At 69.6% G+C, this 16935-nt stretch carries 9 protein-coding genes; 2 read left to right on the top strand and 7 right to left on the bottom strand.

What is annotated here, in order from left to right:
• Window positions 1–90 precede the first annotated feature (90 nt).
• The 4 genes from D7X99_RS02585 to D7X99_RS02570 form a co-directional block, all read right to left on the bottom strand.
• Window positions 91–1734, bottom strand: coding sequence for a cyclic peptide export ABC transporter (locus tag D7X99_RS02585; protein WP_147476008.1), 1644 nt, complete (start codon window positions 1732–1734; stop codon window positions 91–93).
• A 71-nt stretch (window positions 1735–1805) separates the two neighbouring features.
• Window positions 1806–2819, bottom strand: coding sequence for a 2,3-diaminopropionate biosynthesis protein SbnB (sbnB, locus tag D7X99_RS02580; RefSeq protein WP_121751387.1), 1014 nt, complete (start codon window positions 2817–2819; stop codon window positions 1806–1808).
• 43 nt (window positions 2820–2862) lie between these two features.
• Window positions 2863–3822 carry a 2,3-diaminopropionate biosynthesis protein SbnA gene (gene sbnA / locus D7X99_RS02575; protein ID WP_169819871.1) on the bottom strand — a complete coding sequence of 320 codons (960 nt, stop codon included), beginning with the start codon at window positions 3820–3822 and terminating at the stop codon, window positions 2863–2865.
• Between the two features lie 108 nt (window positions 3823–3930).
• A complete protein-coding gene (locus D7X99_RS02570; protein ID WP_158626905.1) occupies window positions 3931–5316 on the bottom strand; it encodes a serine hydrolase in 1386 nt (461 codons plus the stop codon).
• Between the two features lie 197 nt (window positions 5317–5513).
• On the opposite strand from D7X99_RS02570, the gene D7X99_RS02565 reads away from it, so the two are divergent.
• Window positions 5514–10775: a type I polyketide synthase gene (locus D7X99_RS02565; protein ID WP_255429144.1), complete on the top strand. Its 5262-nt coding sequence runs from the start codon at window positions 5514–5516 to the stop codon at window positions 10773–10775.
• Between the two features lie 26 nt (window positions 10776–10801).
• On the opposite strand, the gene D7X99_RS02560 is transcribed toward D7X99_RS02565, so the two are convergent.
• Window positions 10802–12019: a cytochrome P450 gene (locus D7X99_RS02560; RefSeq protein ID WP_121751383.1), complete on the bottom strand. Its 1218-nt coding sequence runs from the start codon at window positions 12017–12019 to the stop codon at window positions 10802–10804.
• 188 nt (window positions 12020–12207) lie between these two features.
• Between D7X99_RS02560 and fabD the strand changes: the two genes are divergently transcribed.
• A complete protein-coding gene (gene fabD, locus D7X99_RS02555) occupies window positions 12208–14448 on the top strand; it encodes an ACP S-malonyltransferase (RefSeq protein ID WP_121776322.1) in 2241 nt (746 codons plus the stop codon).
• A 27-nt stretch (window positions 14449–14475) separates the two neighbouring features.
• Here the strand turns inward: fabD and D7X99_RS02550 are convergent, their stop codons facing one another.
• Window positions 14476–16110 carry an FAD-dependent monooxygenase gene (locus D7X99_RS02550; RefSeq protein ID WP_158626904.1) on the bottom strand — a complete coding sequence of 545 codons (1635 nt, stop codon included), beginning with the start codon at window positions 16108–16110 and terminating at the stop codon, window positions 14476–14478.
• Window positions 16107–16907, bottom strand: coding sequence for a hypothetical protein (locus tag D7X99_RS42625; RefSeq protein ID WP_158626903.1), 801 nt, complete (start codon window positions 16905–16907; stop codon window positions 16107–16109). Before D7X99_RS42625 ends, D7X99_RS02550 begins: the two co-directional genes overlap by 4 nt.
• Window positions 16908–16935: the final 28 nt, after the last annotated feature.

The raw sequence follows: 16935 nt of genomic DNA, 5'->3' as shown, positions 1-16935 counted from the left end.
CGGAGGGCAGGGTGGGCAGCGCCACGTCCACGGCTTCAATCCCAGGCATCTCCAACGGCCGGGGAGGAGGGTGGGGCGCATGCGAAGGGCTCACGCCGCCGAAGCGGGCGCCGCCGCGACGGTCTTGCCCAGCTCCAGCTTGATGACCCGGTGCGCGAGGTGGAAGTAGCGGTCGTCGTGCGTGATGACGAGCACGCCCTTGCCCCGCGCGGCCAGCTCCGGAAGCAGCCGGCGGTAGAAGACCTCGCGGAACTCGGGGTCCTGGTCCGCCGCCCATTCATCGAACAGGTAGAACGGCTTGTCCTCCAGGAGCGCGACGACCATCGCCAGGCGCTTGCGCTGGCCGGTGGACAGGCTCGTCGTGGAGAACCGCCCGTTGACGACCTGGAGCTTCGTGTCCAGCTCGAACAGCCGCAGGTACTCCTGCACGCGTCCCTGGAGCGGGGCGAGGTCCACGCCGCGCAGGTTCTCGAAGAGGTGGAAGTCGGTGAAGATGGCGGAGAACGTGTTGCGGTACGCGTCCCGGTTCTGGTCCGTCACCGGGACCCCGTTCCAGAGCAGCTGCCCGGACCTGGGCGTGTAGAGCCCGGTGAGCAGCCTGGCCATCGTCGTCTTGCCGCTGCCGTTGCCACCCACCACGAACACCAGCTCCCCGGAGCGCAGCGCCAGGTCGATGGGGCCCACGCGGAAGGCGGCCTCCTCGCCCGCGTCGCTGAACGCGTACGTCGCCGACTCGACGACCACCTCCTGCCGCCCGTCGGCGGGCAGGGCCAGCGCGGCAGGGGCGGAGGGCTCCTCGGTGAGCGACTCGGTGAGCGAAAGCTCCAACTGCTGGAGCTTGTCGAGCGCGATGCTCACCTGGGGCCAGCGGCCCACGTCCTCCAGCAGCCCTCGGAACGGCCCCCACATGTACATCAGCGACAGCACGTAGCCGCGCGTGGCGTCGGTGTCGTGCGCGCTGAGGGCGAAGACGCCGAAGAGCATCACGCCCAGCACCAGCCAGGTGAAGAAGTGCACGAAGCTGCCCATCAGCGCGACGCTGATGGCCGCGTGCATGCCCTTGAGCCGGGTGCGCTCCACGGCGGGCGCGTAGTCCTCCTCCATGAACGCCCGCCGGCGCGGCTCGTGGAGCTTGAGCTCCTTGATGCCGTCCAGCACCTGCTGCTGCTCGCGGAACAGGTCGTCCTGGGTGTCGCGCTCCTCGCGCCACAGGGGGACCATCTTGCGGGTCGCGAAGTAATAGAAGACCACCAGCAGCGTCATGGCGGGCAGGACCAGCATCATCCCGCGGGGCGACAACCACGCCATGTACCCCAGGCAGCCGAGCACGATGGTGGTGCAGACGATGAGCCCGGGGATCTTCGAGGCGATGTTGACGATGGCCTGCACATCCTGGGAGAGCGCCGCGAGCACGGGCCCCTTGCCAATGATCTCCAGCCGCCGGTAGGGCGCCACGAGGATGCTGCGGCCCAGCTTGAGCCGCAGCTCCGCGGTGATGGAGCGCGACACCTTCGCCAGCAGCAGCTCCGGCACGGTGTTGCCCACCAGCACGCCCACGCTCAGGGCGATGAAGCCCACGAGCAGGGTCTTCAGGGTGGACTGGTCCGTGCCCAGCGCATGGCTGATCAGCGCGAGCAGGGCGCTGTTGCAAAGGCCGGAGAAGATGCCCGTGACCGCGATGACGATCATCGAGGTCCGGGAGCGACGCAGCAGGAGCGACAGCAGGGAGAACATGGAGGGCCTCTGCGGCGTGTCACTGCCCCAGATGCAGCGGAAGGAGCCTTCCCCCCGCACGCGATGGGACGTCAGCGGGTGAGCTCCCAGAAGAAGTCGTTCACGGCGACGTGTTCGTCACGCGCGACGGCGACGTCGTAGACCCACTTGCCGACCGCCAGGTCCAGCACGCCGAGTCCGAAGGGCGAGAAGATGATGGGCTTGGCGCGGTCCACCTGGCAGCGGCCCAGGATGAGCTGCGCGAGCGTGCCCGTCACGAATCCCCGTCCGCCGCTCAGCTGCTCCGCGAGGTGGGGCGACGTGTTGGCCTTCATCACGTGTTCGACGTCGTCGACGATGTTGTGCGAGGCCAGGAGCAGCTCGGGGGCCAGGTCCCGCAGGGAGATGTTGAGGACGATGGGGTTGTGCGCCAGCAGGGCCGGGTCGCGGATGTAGGGCGCCCCGGCGACCGTCGCCAGGACGAGCAGGTCGCTGGAGCGCACCACGGTCTCCAGCTCCTTCTCGCAGCGGATGACGCCATGGCGCGCCGGCCGGCACGACTCCCGGGCGAAGCGCTCGGCCTCCGAGGGGACCAGGTCGTGCAGGAGGACTTCATCCACCTCCCAGCCCAGCTCCATGAGGAACGTGTAGATGTAGCGGGCGATCAGGCCATTGCCCACGATGCCCAGCCTGCGCACCTGGCGCTTCCGGCCGTTGAGCCACTCCGCCGCCAGCACCGCGGAGCCCGCGGTCCGCGCCGCGGAGATGATGGAGCTCTCCAGGCACGCGAAGGGGTAGCCCGTCTCGTAGTCGTTGAGCAGGAGCACCGCGGAGGCGCGAGGGAAGCCCTTCGCGACGTTGTCCGGGTAGCTGGCGATCCACTTGATGCCGGACACGTTGGTGGTGCCGCCCAGGTAGGCCGGCAGCGCGATGATCCGGTCGCGCGGCCTCTCCGGGAAGCGCAGGAAGTAGCTGTCCGGGTTGACGCTCTGCTTCTCCTCGTGGGCGAGGTAGGCGTCCCGCACGCGGTCCACGCACTCCTGGGTCGCGCCCTGGATGATGGAGTGGATCGTCTTTCCGGTGATGACGTTGAAGGGGAAGGTCATGGGGTGTTCGAGGGCTCGTGGACTCGAGCAGGCGCGCGGCGGCTCAGGAGAAGCGCGCGGTCCAGGAGGGGGAGAAGATGGTGTCCAGGTAGGCCGTCCCGCGGTCGGCGCACATGAAGAGGACGGTGGGAGGCGTAGGCAGCTCGCGGAAGCGGGGCAGGTAGCGTTTGACGGCCGCGAAGCACGAACCCGAGGACCCGCCCACCAGCAGGTTGTGTTGCAGGAGCAGCTCCCGGCAGCACTGCACCGTTTCGTATTCCGGCACCAACACCACGTCATCGATGAGCGCGTGGTTGACCAGCTCAGGCCGCACGCTGGCGCCGATGCCGGGGATGAACCGCTTGCCGGCCGCCCCGCCAAAGATGACGGAGCCCTGCGCGTCCACGGCGACCACGCGGATGGAGGGGAACACCTCCTTGAGCCGGCGGGACACGCCCGCGATGGTGCCGCCCGTGCTCACCCCGACGAAGACGTAGTCGAGCCGCTGGAACGTCCGGCGGATCTCCTCGCCGGTGAGCCAGTAGTGCGCCTCGACGACGTCAGGGTTGCCGTACTGGTTGGGCCAGAAGGCGCCCTGGATGGTGCCGCAGAGCTCCCGCACCTTGTTCAGGCGGGTCTTCAGGTAGCCGCCCATGTCGTCGCGCTCGGTGACCTTCACCACCTGCTCGCACGTGCGCTCCAGGAAGGACTCGTATCCGGGCGTGATGTTCGGATCGATGACCGGGATGAACTTCAGCCCCAGCAGCTTCGCGTACGTGGCCAGGGCCGACGCGAAGTTGCCGGAGGACGACTCCACGATGGTGGAGCCCTCGTGCAGCTCCCCTCGTTCGGCGGCGCGCTTGAGGACCCACAGCGCGGGCCGATCCTTGAGGCTGCCCACGGGATTCTGGCCTTCCAGCTTTGCGTGGAGATCCAGTCCCTCCCACGACAGCCGCACAGTGGGTGTTTCCTTCAGGACGAGCTGCAGGGCCGCAATTCGTTCGATAAGGGGGGTGTGTAGCACGGTGAGTGCTAGCGATAGTCCCTCAATGCTTGCAAGTCAACAATCGTTGGGAATACGTGACAGAGTAGCATTTCATGTCACAAGGCCGGGCTGGAGCTGACGAGGACGTCACTCGTCCCGAGGCTCCACCTCGGAGATCCGCCCGGCTTCATCGAAGCGGACAGCCCAGCGGAGCGTCTGGTCCTTTCCGTGGATGGCGCGGTAGGTCCGCGACAGATGATCCGCGGAGTCCTCCAGGAGGATCAGGCGGCTCATCGGAGGCAGACCGCCGAGCGCGATGGGCAGCCACTCGTTCAGGTCCGCGAGCGAGTCCTTCGCGGTGGCGGTGAAGTGGCGGGCGTCCGCGTTGCCCGCGAGCAGTGCGGGCAGCAGGGCCTTCAAGGCCACCGTCCGCTCGGGAGCGGCGTCGGTGATGCCGGGCTCGTTCAGGAAGGGAGGAGGGGACAGGAAGAGCTTGGCCACGCCGTGCGCGAGCGAGGGACTCAGACGCCGCTGGTTGGTGAGCACCACCACGGCCAGTTTGTCGGCTGGGTAGAAGACGGTGTCGGAGAGCGCGGGCCCGCCGCTGTGAGCGACCTCGCGGCGTCCCCGGTACTGGCCCACGGTCCATCCCACCGCGAAGCCGCCAGGCTTGCCGTCATTGAGCGTGGGCGGCGTCCACATGGCGGAGCGAAGGTCCGCGTTCAGGAGCTTGTCGCCCATGAGCGCGGCCGCGAACCGGGACATGTCCGTCACGGAGGAGAACAGGCCGCCGGCCGACAGCGTGTAGCGCGGATACATGAACCAGTATTGCTGCTGATGGCCCGTGCGCCATTGATAGGTCGCCGCGCGTTCCGTGACGACGTCGCTGGCCAGGACGACATGTGCCTCGGTGAGGGTGGCATGGTCGAAGCCGCTGTTCGTCATGCCCAGGGGAGTGAAGATGCGGTCGCGCAGGAGCTGCTCGTAGGGGGCGCCGCCGGCCTTCTCCAGGACATGGGTGAGGAGGACGAAGTCGTCCGAACCGTAGGCGTTCTTCTCGCCCGGGGCTGAAGCAAGTGGGGCGCGCTTCGCCGCATCGATCGCGGCGGTGACGCTGGCGTTGTCCGCGTCCACGGGGCCAGGCCGAAGGCCAGACGTGTGACTGGCAAGGTGGAGCAGGGTGATGTCCTTCCAGGCGGGAGGACAGTCGGGGATGTATTGGCAGACGCGGGCATCGAGCTTGAGCTTGCCCTGCCCCACGAAGTCCATCAGCAACACCGCCGTGAACATCTTGGTACCGGAGGCAATCTGGAACGCCGTGCGGGTGCTCGCGGGGGCCTTCCATTCCAGGTTCGCCGTGCCGTAGGCCGCGAGCTTGATGACCTTGCCATCACGGACCACCGCGACGGCGGCGCCAGGGATGTGATTGCGAGCCATCTCCGCGCGCAGGAACGCATCCACCTTGTCCGGCGCGCTCCAGGCCAACTGCGTCCATCCCAGGAGAAGCACCAGGCCCCATCGTTGAATGTTCATGATCAGTTCTCGGTGCTCGGAAGCCCCAGGATTGATTCGGTGAAGGCGAACAGCTTCGCGTCGTCTGGCCGCAGGCTGCATGTCGTCACAGGTTCAGCGGGCCCCCGCCTGATGCGCTCGGGCCGCTCGCTTGTTGTTCCGCGTTAGAATCGCTGGATACAATCCCCTTGGATAATTTCACGAAACGGGGATTCCCAGTGGGTGACGCCGACAGCACGCCGCATGAAATAAACGGGGCCCCCCGCAACCCGATTGCCGTCGTCGGCATGTCAGGGCGCTTTCCGGGGGCCAGGACCCTGGAGCAGATGTGGGAGAACCTGCGTCAGGGGGTGGACTCGGTGTCCGGAGCGCCCCTGGACCGCTGGGCGCTGGAGGCCTCGACCGGCAGCACTTCGGGGCTTCGCGGCGGGTTCCTCGACGAGGTCGAGGGTTTCGAGCCCGCGTTCTTCGGACTGTCCCCTGGGGACGCGGCGCGGATGGATCCCCAGCAGCGCCTCGTGCTGGAGCACTGCTGGATGGCCCTGGAGGCGGCGGGTCTGCCTCGCTTGGGAGAGGGACGCAGGGCTGGCGTGTTCATGGGGATCCGGCCTTCGGACTACCCGGCCGGGCTCCCCGAGAATGATGCTTCGCGGCTCCTGGCCCGGGTGTCCCGGCTGCTGGGCATCCAGGGGCCGGGCCTCGTGGTGGACGCGGCCTGCGCATCGTCGCTCGTCGCCATCCAGCTGGCCTGCCAGCAATTGTGGACGGGCTCCCTGGAGTGGGCCCTGGCGGGTGGCGTCTTCGTCATGTCCACCGTTCGCATGCACCTCGCGGCGATCCACGCCGTGGAACACGGAGGCGGGTTCGTCCCCGCCGAGGGCGTGGGCGTGGTGGTCCTCAAGCCCTTGGGCCGGGCCCTCGCCGACGGGGACCGCGTCCTCGGCGTCATCCGAGGCTGTGAGAGCGTTCAGGTCGGGCGGCTTCCGGGCGCGCCGGCTTCCGACGACGCGCGGTGCCGCGCCGACCTCATCCGCGCGGTCCACCAGCAGGCCGGCGTTGAACCGGAGACGATCTCCTACGTGGAGGCGCACGGCAGCGGCGCCCGCCGCCCGGATGACGTGGAGCTGGAGGCCCTCACGCGGGTCTTCCAGGCGCGCACGGCTCGCACCGGCTCCTGCGCCATCGGGTCGGTCGAGGGCAACGTGGGCCATGCCAGCGCGGCCTCGGGCATGGCGGGGTTGTTCAAGATCCTCCTCGCCTTCGAGCACCAGGAGCTTCCTCCTTCGCTCCACTCGCGCGCGGAGAGGGTTGAGCAGACGCCCTTCCGGGCCGACACGAAGCCCTCTCCATGGGTGGGGGCCGAGGGGGCGCCGCGCCGGGCCGCCATCAGCGCCTTCAGCTCGAGCGGCACCGACTGCCACCTCGTGCTGGAGGAGGCACCTCCTCCCATGCCCCGTGCGGCCGCGCCCGAGCGCCCTGCATACCTGTTCGTCCTGTCCGCGCGGACCCATGAGGCGCTGGGCCGGATCGCCGCGAACCTCATCGAGAGTCTGGAGCGCTCGCTGTCGGACGGCGAAGCCCCTCATCCAGGAGACGTCGCCTTCACCCTGGCGCGCGGGCGGGGAGCACTGGAGCAGCGCGCGGCTTTCGTCGCCGCGGACCTCCAGGAGCTGATCGTCCTCCTGACACCGTTGCGCGACACGCCCGCTGCTCCACGGGGGCACGCCGGTCCGGGAGGGATCTCCGCGTCCTCCCGGGTCCTCCTGCGCGAAGTGAACGGGCGCCTGCTCCGGAGCCTCGACCTGGAGGCGCCGGCCACCGTCTGGCGCGACACGCTCCAGGCCTCGGCCGAGCTGTACGTGCTGGGCGTGGACCTGGATCAGCCCGCCCTGTTTCCGGAAGGCGTCTACCGGTGCGTCCCGCTGCCTTCCCATCCCTTCGCCCGTGAGCGCTGCTGGCTCCAGGCTCCCGTCCCGGAGGCCGCTCCTCCGGTGAGCACCGGGGAGGTGCCCGAGGTCACGATGCTCCCCGAGAACGCGCTCCTGCTGGAGAAGGGGTGGCGTGTCGTGGAGGAGCAGGGGAGCGCGGAGGCGCTGGACCTGGAGGGCACCCTCGTCGTGCTGGTCAACGACGAGACGATCGCCCTGGCACGGCAGGCGCTCGCGTCCCTTCGGAACACCCGCATGTTCCTCATCGCGAACTGCGGGAGCTCGACCCCGGGTGTCGATGCCCTGCTCGACTTTGATCGCCATGAGGCCGGTGTCCGGCTGGGGGAGGAGCTGAACGCCCGCCGCGGGCCGCTGGCGGGGATCCTCGACCTCTCCGACCTCCGGACCGCGCCGCGAGGGGGCGCGGAGGACGCGCCGGAGCGGATGGAGACGTTCGGCCGGATCGGCCTCTTGCAGACGCTCTTGAAGCGCGGCCGGACGGAGACCTTCGCGCTGCTGCACTTCACCCGCGGCCTGCGCACGTTCATGAGCACCGGTCCGCTGGAGCTCGGCGGTGGCGTGATGGCGGCGCTGGCGGGCAAGCTCGGCGCGGAGTTCGCGGGCCTGCATGCCCGCACCGTGGACCTGGAGCGCGTCCCGGCTGACGCCAGCGAACTGGAGGCGTTGCTCCGTCAGGAGCACGGCGACCGGGACTCCGGTGGCGAAGTCATCCACCGGAGGGGCCGCCGTTACGTCCCCCAGATGCAACCGCTGCTCGTCTCGCCCGCTCCCGTGCCGCGCATGTCCGCCGACAAGGTGTATGTCATTACGGGCGGGGTGCGTGGCATTGGCCTGGAGGTCGCTCACCACCTGGTGGCTCGGGGCGCCCGGCGGCTGGTCCTCATGGGCGTGCAGCCGCTGCCGCCCCAGGGGCAGTGGCCCTCGCTCCTGGCCGACCCGGGATGCGCACCGGCCCTGCGGGAACGACTGGCGTCCCTGCGGGCCCTGGAGTCCCGTGGGGTGCGCCTGCGCGTCCACTGCGGTGCGTTGACGGACTCCGCCGCGTTGGATGCGCTCTTCTCCGAGGTCCGCGCGTCCCTCGGCCCCATCGCGGGCTGCATCCACTCCGCCGGAGCGGTCTTCTTCACTCCGCCCGCCTTCACCAGCAAGCCGCTGGGGCAGTGGCTCAAGGTGCTCGAACCCAAGGTCGAAGGACTGCTCACGCTGGAGCGTGCGCTCGCCGCGGATGCGCTTGAATTCTTCGTCGTGTTCTCCTCGGTCTCGGCCCAGGTGCCGTCGCTGGCCGTCGGCCTCCTGGACTACTCGGCCGCCAACGCGTTCATGAACCTGTGGGTCGAGCACCGGCGCGCCACGGGCCGTGTCTCCCACCAGTCCGTCGTCTGGCCCAACTGGAGGGACGTCGGCATGGGCGAGGTGAAGAGCCCGGCGTATCAGTCCCTCGGCCTGATGGCGCACTCCACCCCGGACGGCCTGGCGCTGCTGGATGCGGCGATGGCCTCCGGGCGGGCCGTGCTCCTGCCCGCCGTGGTCGACCCGAGCCGCTTCGCTCCCGACGCCCTGCCGCGGACGCGGAACCGGCCGCTTCCCGTCCGCGACCTTTCGCGCCCGAGCCCGTGGGTCGAGCTGCCTGCGCCCGTCGAACCTTCAACGCCGGTGGTGCCCGACCCGCCGGTCCTGGCGCCCGCGTCCGCTCCCCCCAGCGCCACGGATGCGGAGCTCCGCGCCTTCACCGTGGGGTGGCTCCGCCAGTTGTTCGCACGGGAGCTCCAGCTGTCCCCGGAGCAGATCAACCCCGACGCGGACTTCGAGACCCTGGGGCTGGACTCGATTCTCGTCATCGAAGTGGTGACGCATCTGGATGAGTGGCTGGGTGTGAAGCTCGATCCGTCACTCCCCCTGCTGCACCGGACGCTGACGGCGCTCACGAGCCAGCTCGTGGAGGCGTACCCCGAGGCCGTGTTGGCGGCCCATGAGCGGGCCATGCCTCCCGTGGCGCGACCCCTGGAGCCCCGGCGTGTCGAGCGCGCTCCAGGGCAGGCGCCTCCTCCTCCGGTGAAGGCCGCTCCCGTGCCCCTGCCCGTGACAGCTCCCGGAAACGAGGAGCCCATCGCGGTGATTGGCATGGCCTGTCACTTCCCCGGCTCGCCCGATCTGGAGGCGTACTGGCGCGTGCTGCGGGAGGGGCGCGACCTCATCACGGAGGTGCCCGAGTCCCGCTGGCGGATCGCGGACTTCCATTCCTCCACCCATCAGCCCGGACGGAGCATCAGCCGCTGGGGCGGCTTCATCGAGGGAATCGAGCTGTTCGATCCGGACTTTTTCCAGATCTCCCGGGCGGATGCCCCCTGCATCGACCCGTTGATGCGCCAGTTCCTGGAGGTCAGCGTCCAGTGCCTCCGGCACGCGGGCCATGCCTCGCACGAGGTGGCGGGGAGGCGCGTGGGGGTGTTCGTCGGCTCGCGGATGAGCGGCTATGCCGCGCGCATGCCGGAGCCCACGCGCAATGGCGTCATCGGCTCGGGGCAGAACTTCATCGCCGCGCACGTGTCCCACTTCCTCGACTTCAAGGGGCCGGCCCTGGTCGTGGACACCGCGTGCTCGTCCTCGCTCGTCGCCATCCACCTGGCCTGCCAGAGCCTGCGCTCGGGGGAGTCCGAGCTGGCGATGGCCGGGGGCGTGGACATCCTGCTCGACGAGGCCGTCTACCTGACGCTCAGTGAGAGCCGCGCGCTGTCACGCGATGGCCGGTGCAAGACCTTCGACGAGCGCGCGGACGGCTTCGTCCCCGGCGAGGGCGCGGGGGCCGTCCTGCTCAAGCCGCTGCGCAAGGCCCTGGCGGATGGGGACCGCGTCTACGCCGTCATCGACGCGACGGCCGTCAACAATGACGGGCACACCATGGGCGTCACCACCCCCAACCCCGCGGGGCAGCGCGCCGTCATCGAGGAGGCCCTGCGCCAGGGCCGCGTCGATCCCCGGACGCTCGGCTACGTGGAGGCCCATGGCACCGGGACCATGCTCGGAGATCCCATCGAGCTGAAGGCGCTCACGGAGGTGCTCGCGCCGGCGGGCGCTCCTCCGGGCTCGTGCGCGGTGGGCACCGTCAAGAGCAACTTCGGGCACCTGCTGAGCGCCGCGGGGGTCGCGGGCTTCATCAAGGTGGTGCTCTCCCTGATGCACCGCGAGCTGCCCCCCACGCTTCACTGCGCGACGCCCAACCCGCGCTTCCACTTCGAGTCCTCGCCGCTCTTCCCCAACACCACGCTCCGGCCGTGGGAGCCGCGCTTCGGGGTGCGCCGCGCGGGACTCAGCGCGTTTGGCTTTGGCGGGACCAACGCGCACGCGCTCGTGAGCGAGGCGCCCGCTGAGCAGCAGCCCACGCGCGCGCCCCTGCCTCCCGTGGTCTTCACGCGCCAGCGTTACTGGCTGGAGGCGCCGTCCGGCCGCGCGGCGTCAATCCCTGACGCCGCGCGCGCGGAGCCTCCCTCCCGGCGGAAGCTCGTCGCGCTGGACTTCGGCGCGACGGGCTGACGCCAGGGGAGGCGGAAAACAGAACCTCAGCTCCAGACCAGGGGGAACGTGGACAGGCCCCGGAAGCTGAGGTTCATGTTCCAGTTCTCGTTGTCGCTCTTGGGGCGCACATTGGGGATGCGCTTGAAGAGCGTCTCGAAGCCGACGGGGATCTCCGCGCGCGCGAGGAAGGCGCCCGGGCAGACGTGGATGCCCGTGCCGAAGCCCAGGTGCGGGTTCTTCTCTCGCGTGAGCTCCAGCTCGTCCGGCCGGTCGAAGTAGGCGGGGTCGCGGTTGGCCGCGGCCACCATGGGCATGATGCCCTGGCCCTTCTTGATCTGCTTGCCACCCAGCTCGAAGTCACACGCCGCGATGCGGGTGGGCGCCTGCGCGGGGGAGGTGAAGCGGTAGAGTTCCTCGCCCGCGGCCCGGTTGATTTGCGGGTTCTGCTTCATCCGCTCCAACTGCTCGGGGTGCTTGAACATCGCGAGCAGGCCCGTGCTGAGGACGTTCTGCGTGGTGGTGTGGCCGCCCGCCAGCAGCAGCACCATCTGGGCCACCACCTCCTCCAGCGTGAGCTTGTTGTCCTCGCGCCACGCCTTGATCAGGTAGGAGATGAAGTCCTCGCGCGGGCGCTCGAGGCGGTCATTGATGGCGCGCGTGATGTAGTCGGTCATCTTCAGCAGCGCATCCTGGCCCTTCAGCATGACGTCCAGGTTGTCGATGCGGCCCGTCGCCCGCGCCAGGTCCACGCTCCACGCCTTGAACGTGGGCAGGTCCTCCCGGTTCATGCCCAGGATCTCCACCGAGAAGAGCATCGCGGGCAGCGCGTAGGCGTAGTCATTGACGAAGTCCATCTCCCCCTTGTCGTACACCTGATCGATCAGCCAGTTCGCGGTCTGCTGGGCGCGCTGGTGGATGTCCTTGACGTTGTCGGGGCGGAAGGCCTGGTTGATGAGGCCGCGCAGCCGCTTGTGTTCGGGGTTGTCCTTCATCACGGCCCACATCGAGAAGTGGGTGATGATGGGCCGCAGATGTTTCATGAACTCATCGTTCACGACGAAGGTCTCGCTGCTCTGGCTGGAGAAGCGGGTCGTGTCCTTCAGCGCGGTCTGGACGTCTTCATACCGGGTGAGCAGCCAGTGTCGCGTCTCCTCGCTCCAATACACAGGCTCCTGCTCGCGCAGTTGCTTGTAGTATGGGTAGGGGTTGATGTTGAACTCCGGGCTCAGGATGTTGACATGCAGCTTCGCGTCTTGGCTCATGGGGTGTTTTCCTTTGATGGACTGAGGGCACTGAGCGTGGACAAGGCCCGGGATGGGCTCACGACCGTGATTATGGTAGCTCAGGAGCCGCGTGAAACAGAGCCCTGGATGTGCCGGCGTGGGCCGCCTCCAGTTGGGGTGAAGGCCAGCGTGGATTCCGGGGTTCGTGAAGAAAACGGGTGTGGCACATGACGGCGTTCGTGTTTCCGGGGCAGGGTTCGCAGAAGCGGGGGATGGGGGCGGAGCTGATCGCGAGACATCCGGAGTGGGTGGCCCAGGCGGACGCCCTGCTGGGGTATCGGCTGGCGGAGGTGTGCCAGGACTCGCGCCTGGATGAGACGCGATACACCCAGCCCGCGCTGTTCGTTCTGAATGCTCTTGCATGTCTGGAGATGCGAGAGCGCCATGGGCGGGATCCTGAGCACGCCCTGGGGCACAGCCTGGGCGAGTACAACGCGCTGTTCGCGGCGGGGGCCTTCGACTTCGCGACCGGCGTCCTCCTGGTCCGCAAGCGCGGGGAGTTGATGGCCCAGGCGACCGGCGGTGGCATGGCCGCGGTGGTGGGGCTGTCCGTGGAGCGCATCGTCGAGGTGCTGGAGCGGCTGGGGGTGCGCACCCTGGACCTGGCCAATGACAACACGCCCAGCCAGCAGGTGCTCTCCGGACCGCGCGAGGATCTGGAGCGGGTGGCGCCGGAGCTGCGCGCGGCCGGGGGCAACGTCATCCTGCTCAAGGTGAGCGCCGCGTTCCATTCGCGCTACATGCGCCCCGCGCGCGACGCCTTCGCGGCCTTCCTGCGGGAGTTCTCCTTCGCGCCGCTGCGCTTCCCGGTCATCTCCAACGTGGAGGCCCGTCCCTACGAGGACGCGCGGGTGGCGGAGCTGCTGGCCCGGCAGATCGACTCGCCGGTGCGGTGGACGCAGAGCGTGCGCGCCCTTCTTGCCCAGGGGGAGCAGGAGTTCGTGGAGGTGGGGCACGGCAGGGTCCTCACGGGCCTCATCAGCCAGATTCGTCAGGCGCCCCCCAGCGTCGCGCCCGCCGCCGTTGCGCCCGCGCCCGCCGTCGTCTCGGGGATGCGCGCCGAGACCCTGGGCAGCAAGGCCTTCCGTGACGCCCATGGCGTGCGCCTCTCCTACGTGGCGGGCTCCATGTACAAGGGCATCTCCTCGCGGGAGCTGGTGGTGCGGATGGGACGCGCGGGGTTGCTGGGGTTCTTCGGCACCGGCGGCGTCCCGCTGGCGCGCGTCGAAGAGGAGCTGCTGGCCATCCAGGCCGCGCTGCGCCCGGGCGAGGCCTACGGCATGAACCTGCTGCACAGCCCCGAGCGCCCCGAGCGCGAGGCGGGGCTGGTCGACCTGTTCCTGCGCAGGGGCGTGCGCGACGTCGAGGCGTCCGCCTTCCTGCAGTTGACCCCGGCCCTGGTCCGCTTCCGCATGACGGGCGCGCGGCGGCGCGAGGACGGCCGGGCCGAGGCCCCGAACCGCCTCATCGCCAAGGTGTCCCGGCCGGAGGTCGCGGAGGCCTTCATGTGCCCGCCTCCACAGGGGCTCCTCGACGGGCTCGTGCGCGCGGGCCAGCTCACCCGGGAAGAAGCCCTGCTCGCGCGGGAGCTGCCCATGGCCGAGGACGTCTGCGTGGAGGCGGACTCCGGAGGACACACGGACCAGGGCGTCGCCAGCGCCCTGTTCCCCGCGATGAGCCTGCTGCGCGACCGGATGATGGCCGAGCACCGCTATCCGGTCCGCATCCGCCTGGGCGCGGCCGGGGGAATCGGGACGCCCCAGGCGGCGGGCGCGGCCTTCCTGATGGGCGCTGACTTCATCGTGACGGGGTCCATCAACCAGTGCACGGTGGAGGCGGGGACCAGTGAGCCCGTGAAGGACCTGCTGGAGACGCTCGACGTGCAGGACGTGACGTGCGCGCCCGCGGGGGACATGTTCGAGCTCGGCGCGAAGATCCAGGTGGTGCGCAAGGGGCTCTTCTTCCCGGCCCGGGCCAACCGCCTTTACGCGCTCTATCAACACCACCCGTCCCTGGAGGCCCTGGACGCGGAGACCCGCAAGCAGCTCCAGGAGAAGGTCTTCCGCCGCGGCTTCGACGAGATCTGGGAGGAGACGCGTCAGCACTACCTGCGCGTCGATCCCGAGGTGGTGGCGCTCGCCGAGCGCACCCCCCGGAAGAAGATGGCGCTCGTGTTCCGCTGGTACTTCGTCCACACCTCGCGCCTGGCCCTGCGCGGGAGCCGCGAGCAGCGCACCGACTACCAGGTCCACTGCGGGCCGGCGATGGGCGCGTTCAACCAGTGGGTTCGTGGGACTCCCCTGGCCTCGTGGCGCGACCGGCACGTGGATGAGATGGGCGTGAAGCTCATGGAGGCCACGGCCGCATGGCTGGAGGAGCGCTTCCAGGTGATGCGCGGGGGGGTCTGAGCCGCGTCCCCCCCGCCGGGGGTGCGCTCAGGTCAGGAGCGCGTTGAAGTAGGCGTCCAGCCCCGCGGGCGCGTCCAGCGGGAAGCGCGCGGCGACGTGGGCGTCGGGGCGGATCAACACGCAGCCCGCGCCCTTCGCGCCCAGGGCCTGGTGGACCTTCCCGTCCGCGTCACGCCACACGGCGCCCGTTCCTCCGGCGTCGAAGCCCGGCGGGATCTGCCCGTGGAACACGAAGTGGGGGATGAGCCATTCGCCGTGCTTCTCCCGGGCGTGCGTGGCCACGGCCCGCATCCGCGCCGGGTCGGGCTTCGCTCCGCCCAGGATGAAGAGCGTGTGGTGGGTCGCCCGGAGCACCTCGTACATCGCGGTGCGCTTCTCCGCGTCCAACACGCAGTGCGGCGCGCGATCTCCGGGCCGGGCCCGGCCCCACTCGAACGCGGCAAGGGACGCGCGGGTGCCGGACGGATCAATCGCCGTCTGCACCACGGGGCTGCGGCGGTAGTGCAGGTCCAGCTGCGAGGTCCCCATGACGTTCTTCAGGTTCAGCGCGGGCACGTTGAGCAGATGCAGCTGCTTGCGCCCCAGGAAGCGCAGGATCGGGTTCGCGCCGAAGACGAGCAGGGTGAGCCGGTCGTTCTGCGCGAACATCGTCACGGCGGCGGCGTGGCGCTCCGCATGGTAGCTGTCGAGCAGGGCCGTGCTCGCCTTGCCCCGGACCGCGAGCCGCAGCTTCCAGGCCAGGTTGACGGCGTCCAGCGCCCCCGTGTTGAGGCCCTGCGCGGCGATGGGGGTGTTCACGTGGGCCGCGTCCCCCGCCACGAACACGCGCCCCACCCGGTACTGGGACACCAGGCGCTGGCTGGGGTTGTAGTGGGTGAGCCACAGGGGATCCTCCAGCTTCCAGTGGCCCAGGCCCAGCGGCGTCATGATCTCGCGGAACTCCTCCAGCGTGGGCACCTGTCCCGTGAGCGGAGACCCAGGGGGCCGCGCGGCGATGAGCCGGTAGGAGTCGTTGCCCAAGTTCAGCACCACGAAGGGGAACCGGTCCAGGATGAAGCCGTGGCGCTCGTCGCGGGCGAGCGACATGTTGGGGATGCGCACGTCCGTCATGATCCAGTTGTCGTCATACCGCGCGCCCTTGAACCCCAGGTCGAGCACGGCGCGGACCTGGCTGTGGCCGCCGTCGCAGCCCACCAGGAACGGCACCCGGACCTCCTCCCGCTCGCCCCCGGCCCGCACCAGCCGGGCCGTCACTCCCGCCGCGTCCTGCTCGAATCCTTCCAGCGCGGTGGAGCGCTCCACGGTGATGCCGCGCTCGCCCAGCGCCTGGACCAGCACCCGCTCCGTCTGCCCCTGGTGCAGGTGCAGGTAGAAGGCGAAGGCGGTCTCCAGCCGGTCGTAGCGCAGCACGGTGACGCGCTTGCGTCCGACGTGCATGTTCATGACGGGGTTGACCACCCCGTCCTTCATGAGCCGGTCCGAGACGCCCAGCATCTGGAATATCTCCAGGGTCCGGGGCTGGATCGTCACGGCCTTGGACTCGCCGGAGAACGAGGGCTCCTTGTCGATGAGGCGCACCCGGACGCCCTGCTGATCGAGCGCCAACGCGAGGCAGAGCCCCACCGGGCCGGCGCCCGCGATCAACACCTCCGCGGTGCTCACGACGCCCTCCCCGCGGCCCGCGCCTTCGGCACGCCGGCCAGGAAGGAGACGCGCGCGCCCAGGAAGCCCGGCAGCACCCGCAGGTCCCAGTCGTAGCCCTCGTGTCCTTCGACCTGCTGGACGAGCGCCTCCCACTCCTCGAGGTGGTAGGCGCGCAGGTGCGAAACCACGCCGTCGAAGAGGAAGCACAGCGAGCCCAGGGGGGCCACGACGCCCAGCAGCACGCGGCGCAGGTTCAAGGGGCGGATGCCGCCCAGGCTCAACCAGAGGCTGATGAACGGCGTCGCGGCGGTGAAGCGCAGCACGGACACCAGGTCCCGCTGGACGGGATCCAGGAACACGATGGGCTGCTGCTTGGCCACCGCGTCCGCCAGGATTCCCCGCACCGTGGCGGGCTGGAAGTGGTGCACGGCGTTGACGATGAGGCGCAGGCCCGACATCTGCTCGGGGACGTCCAGCACGTCCACGGACCCCTGGACATGGCTCACGCGGCCCGCGCTCTCGCGCTCGATTTCGGCGAACCGCTCCAGGGACGGGTACTTGTCCGACAGCTGGATGCGGACGTCCTCGCGTCCCAGGTGCCGGGACAGGGCCAGCATCAGCCCCCCGTCCCCCGCGCACAGCGCCTGGATGGACGTGAGGCCCCGCTGCTCCATCAGCCGGGCGAGGGCGTCGAAGCCGTTGTCATACATCCGCAGCCGCACGGACATGTGGTGCAGGAACTCCATGATCGTCTTGCGCAGCGGTGAAGGCAGCCACGGCAGGTCGTTGAATTCGAAGAGGTGGGCGCGTTTCATGGGGAGCCGTTCGAGGGGGGGATCAGGG

The organism is Corallococcus sp. AB032C (assembly GCF_003668935.1).
In the GTDB taxonomy this organism is placed as follows: domain Bacteria; phylum Myxococcota; class Myxococcia; order Myxococcales; family Myxococcaceae; genus Corallococcus; species Corallococcus exiguus.
This window is presented reverse-complemented; position numbering and strand designations above follow the sequence as displayed.

What these genes read in the sequence shown, in the direction of transcription:
- D7X99_RS02570 (WP_158626905.1), bottom strand. Translation starts at nt 5,316, where the DNA reads ATGAACATTCAACGATGGGGCCTGGTGCTTCTCCTGGGATGGACGCAG.
- D7X99_RS02560 (WP_121751383.1), bottom strand. Translation starts at nt 12,019, where the DNA reads ATGAGCCAAGACGCGAAGCTGCATGTCAACATCCTGAGCCCGGAGTTC.
- D7X99_RS02585 (WP_147476008.1), bottom strand. Translation starts at nt 1,734, where the DNA reads ATGTTCTCCCTGCTGTCGCTCCTGCTGCGTCGCTCCCGGACCTCGATG.
- fabD (WP_121776322.1), top strand. Translation starts at nt 12,208, where the DNA reads ATGACGGCGTTCGTGTTTCCGGGGCAGGGTTCGCAGAAGCGGGGGATG.
- D7X99_RS42625 (WP_158626903.1), bottom strand. Translation starts at nt 16,907, where the DNA reads ATGAAACGCGCCCACCTCTTCGAATTCAACGACCTGCCGTGGCTGCCT.
- sbnB (WP_121751387.1), bottom strand. Translation starts at nt 2,819, where the DNA reads ATGACCTTCCCCTTCAACGTCATCACCGGAAAGACGATCCACTCCATC.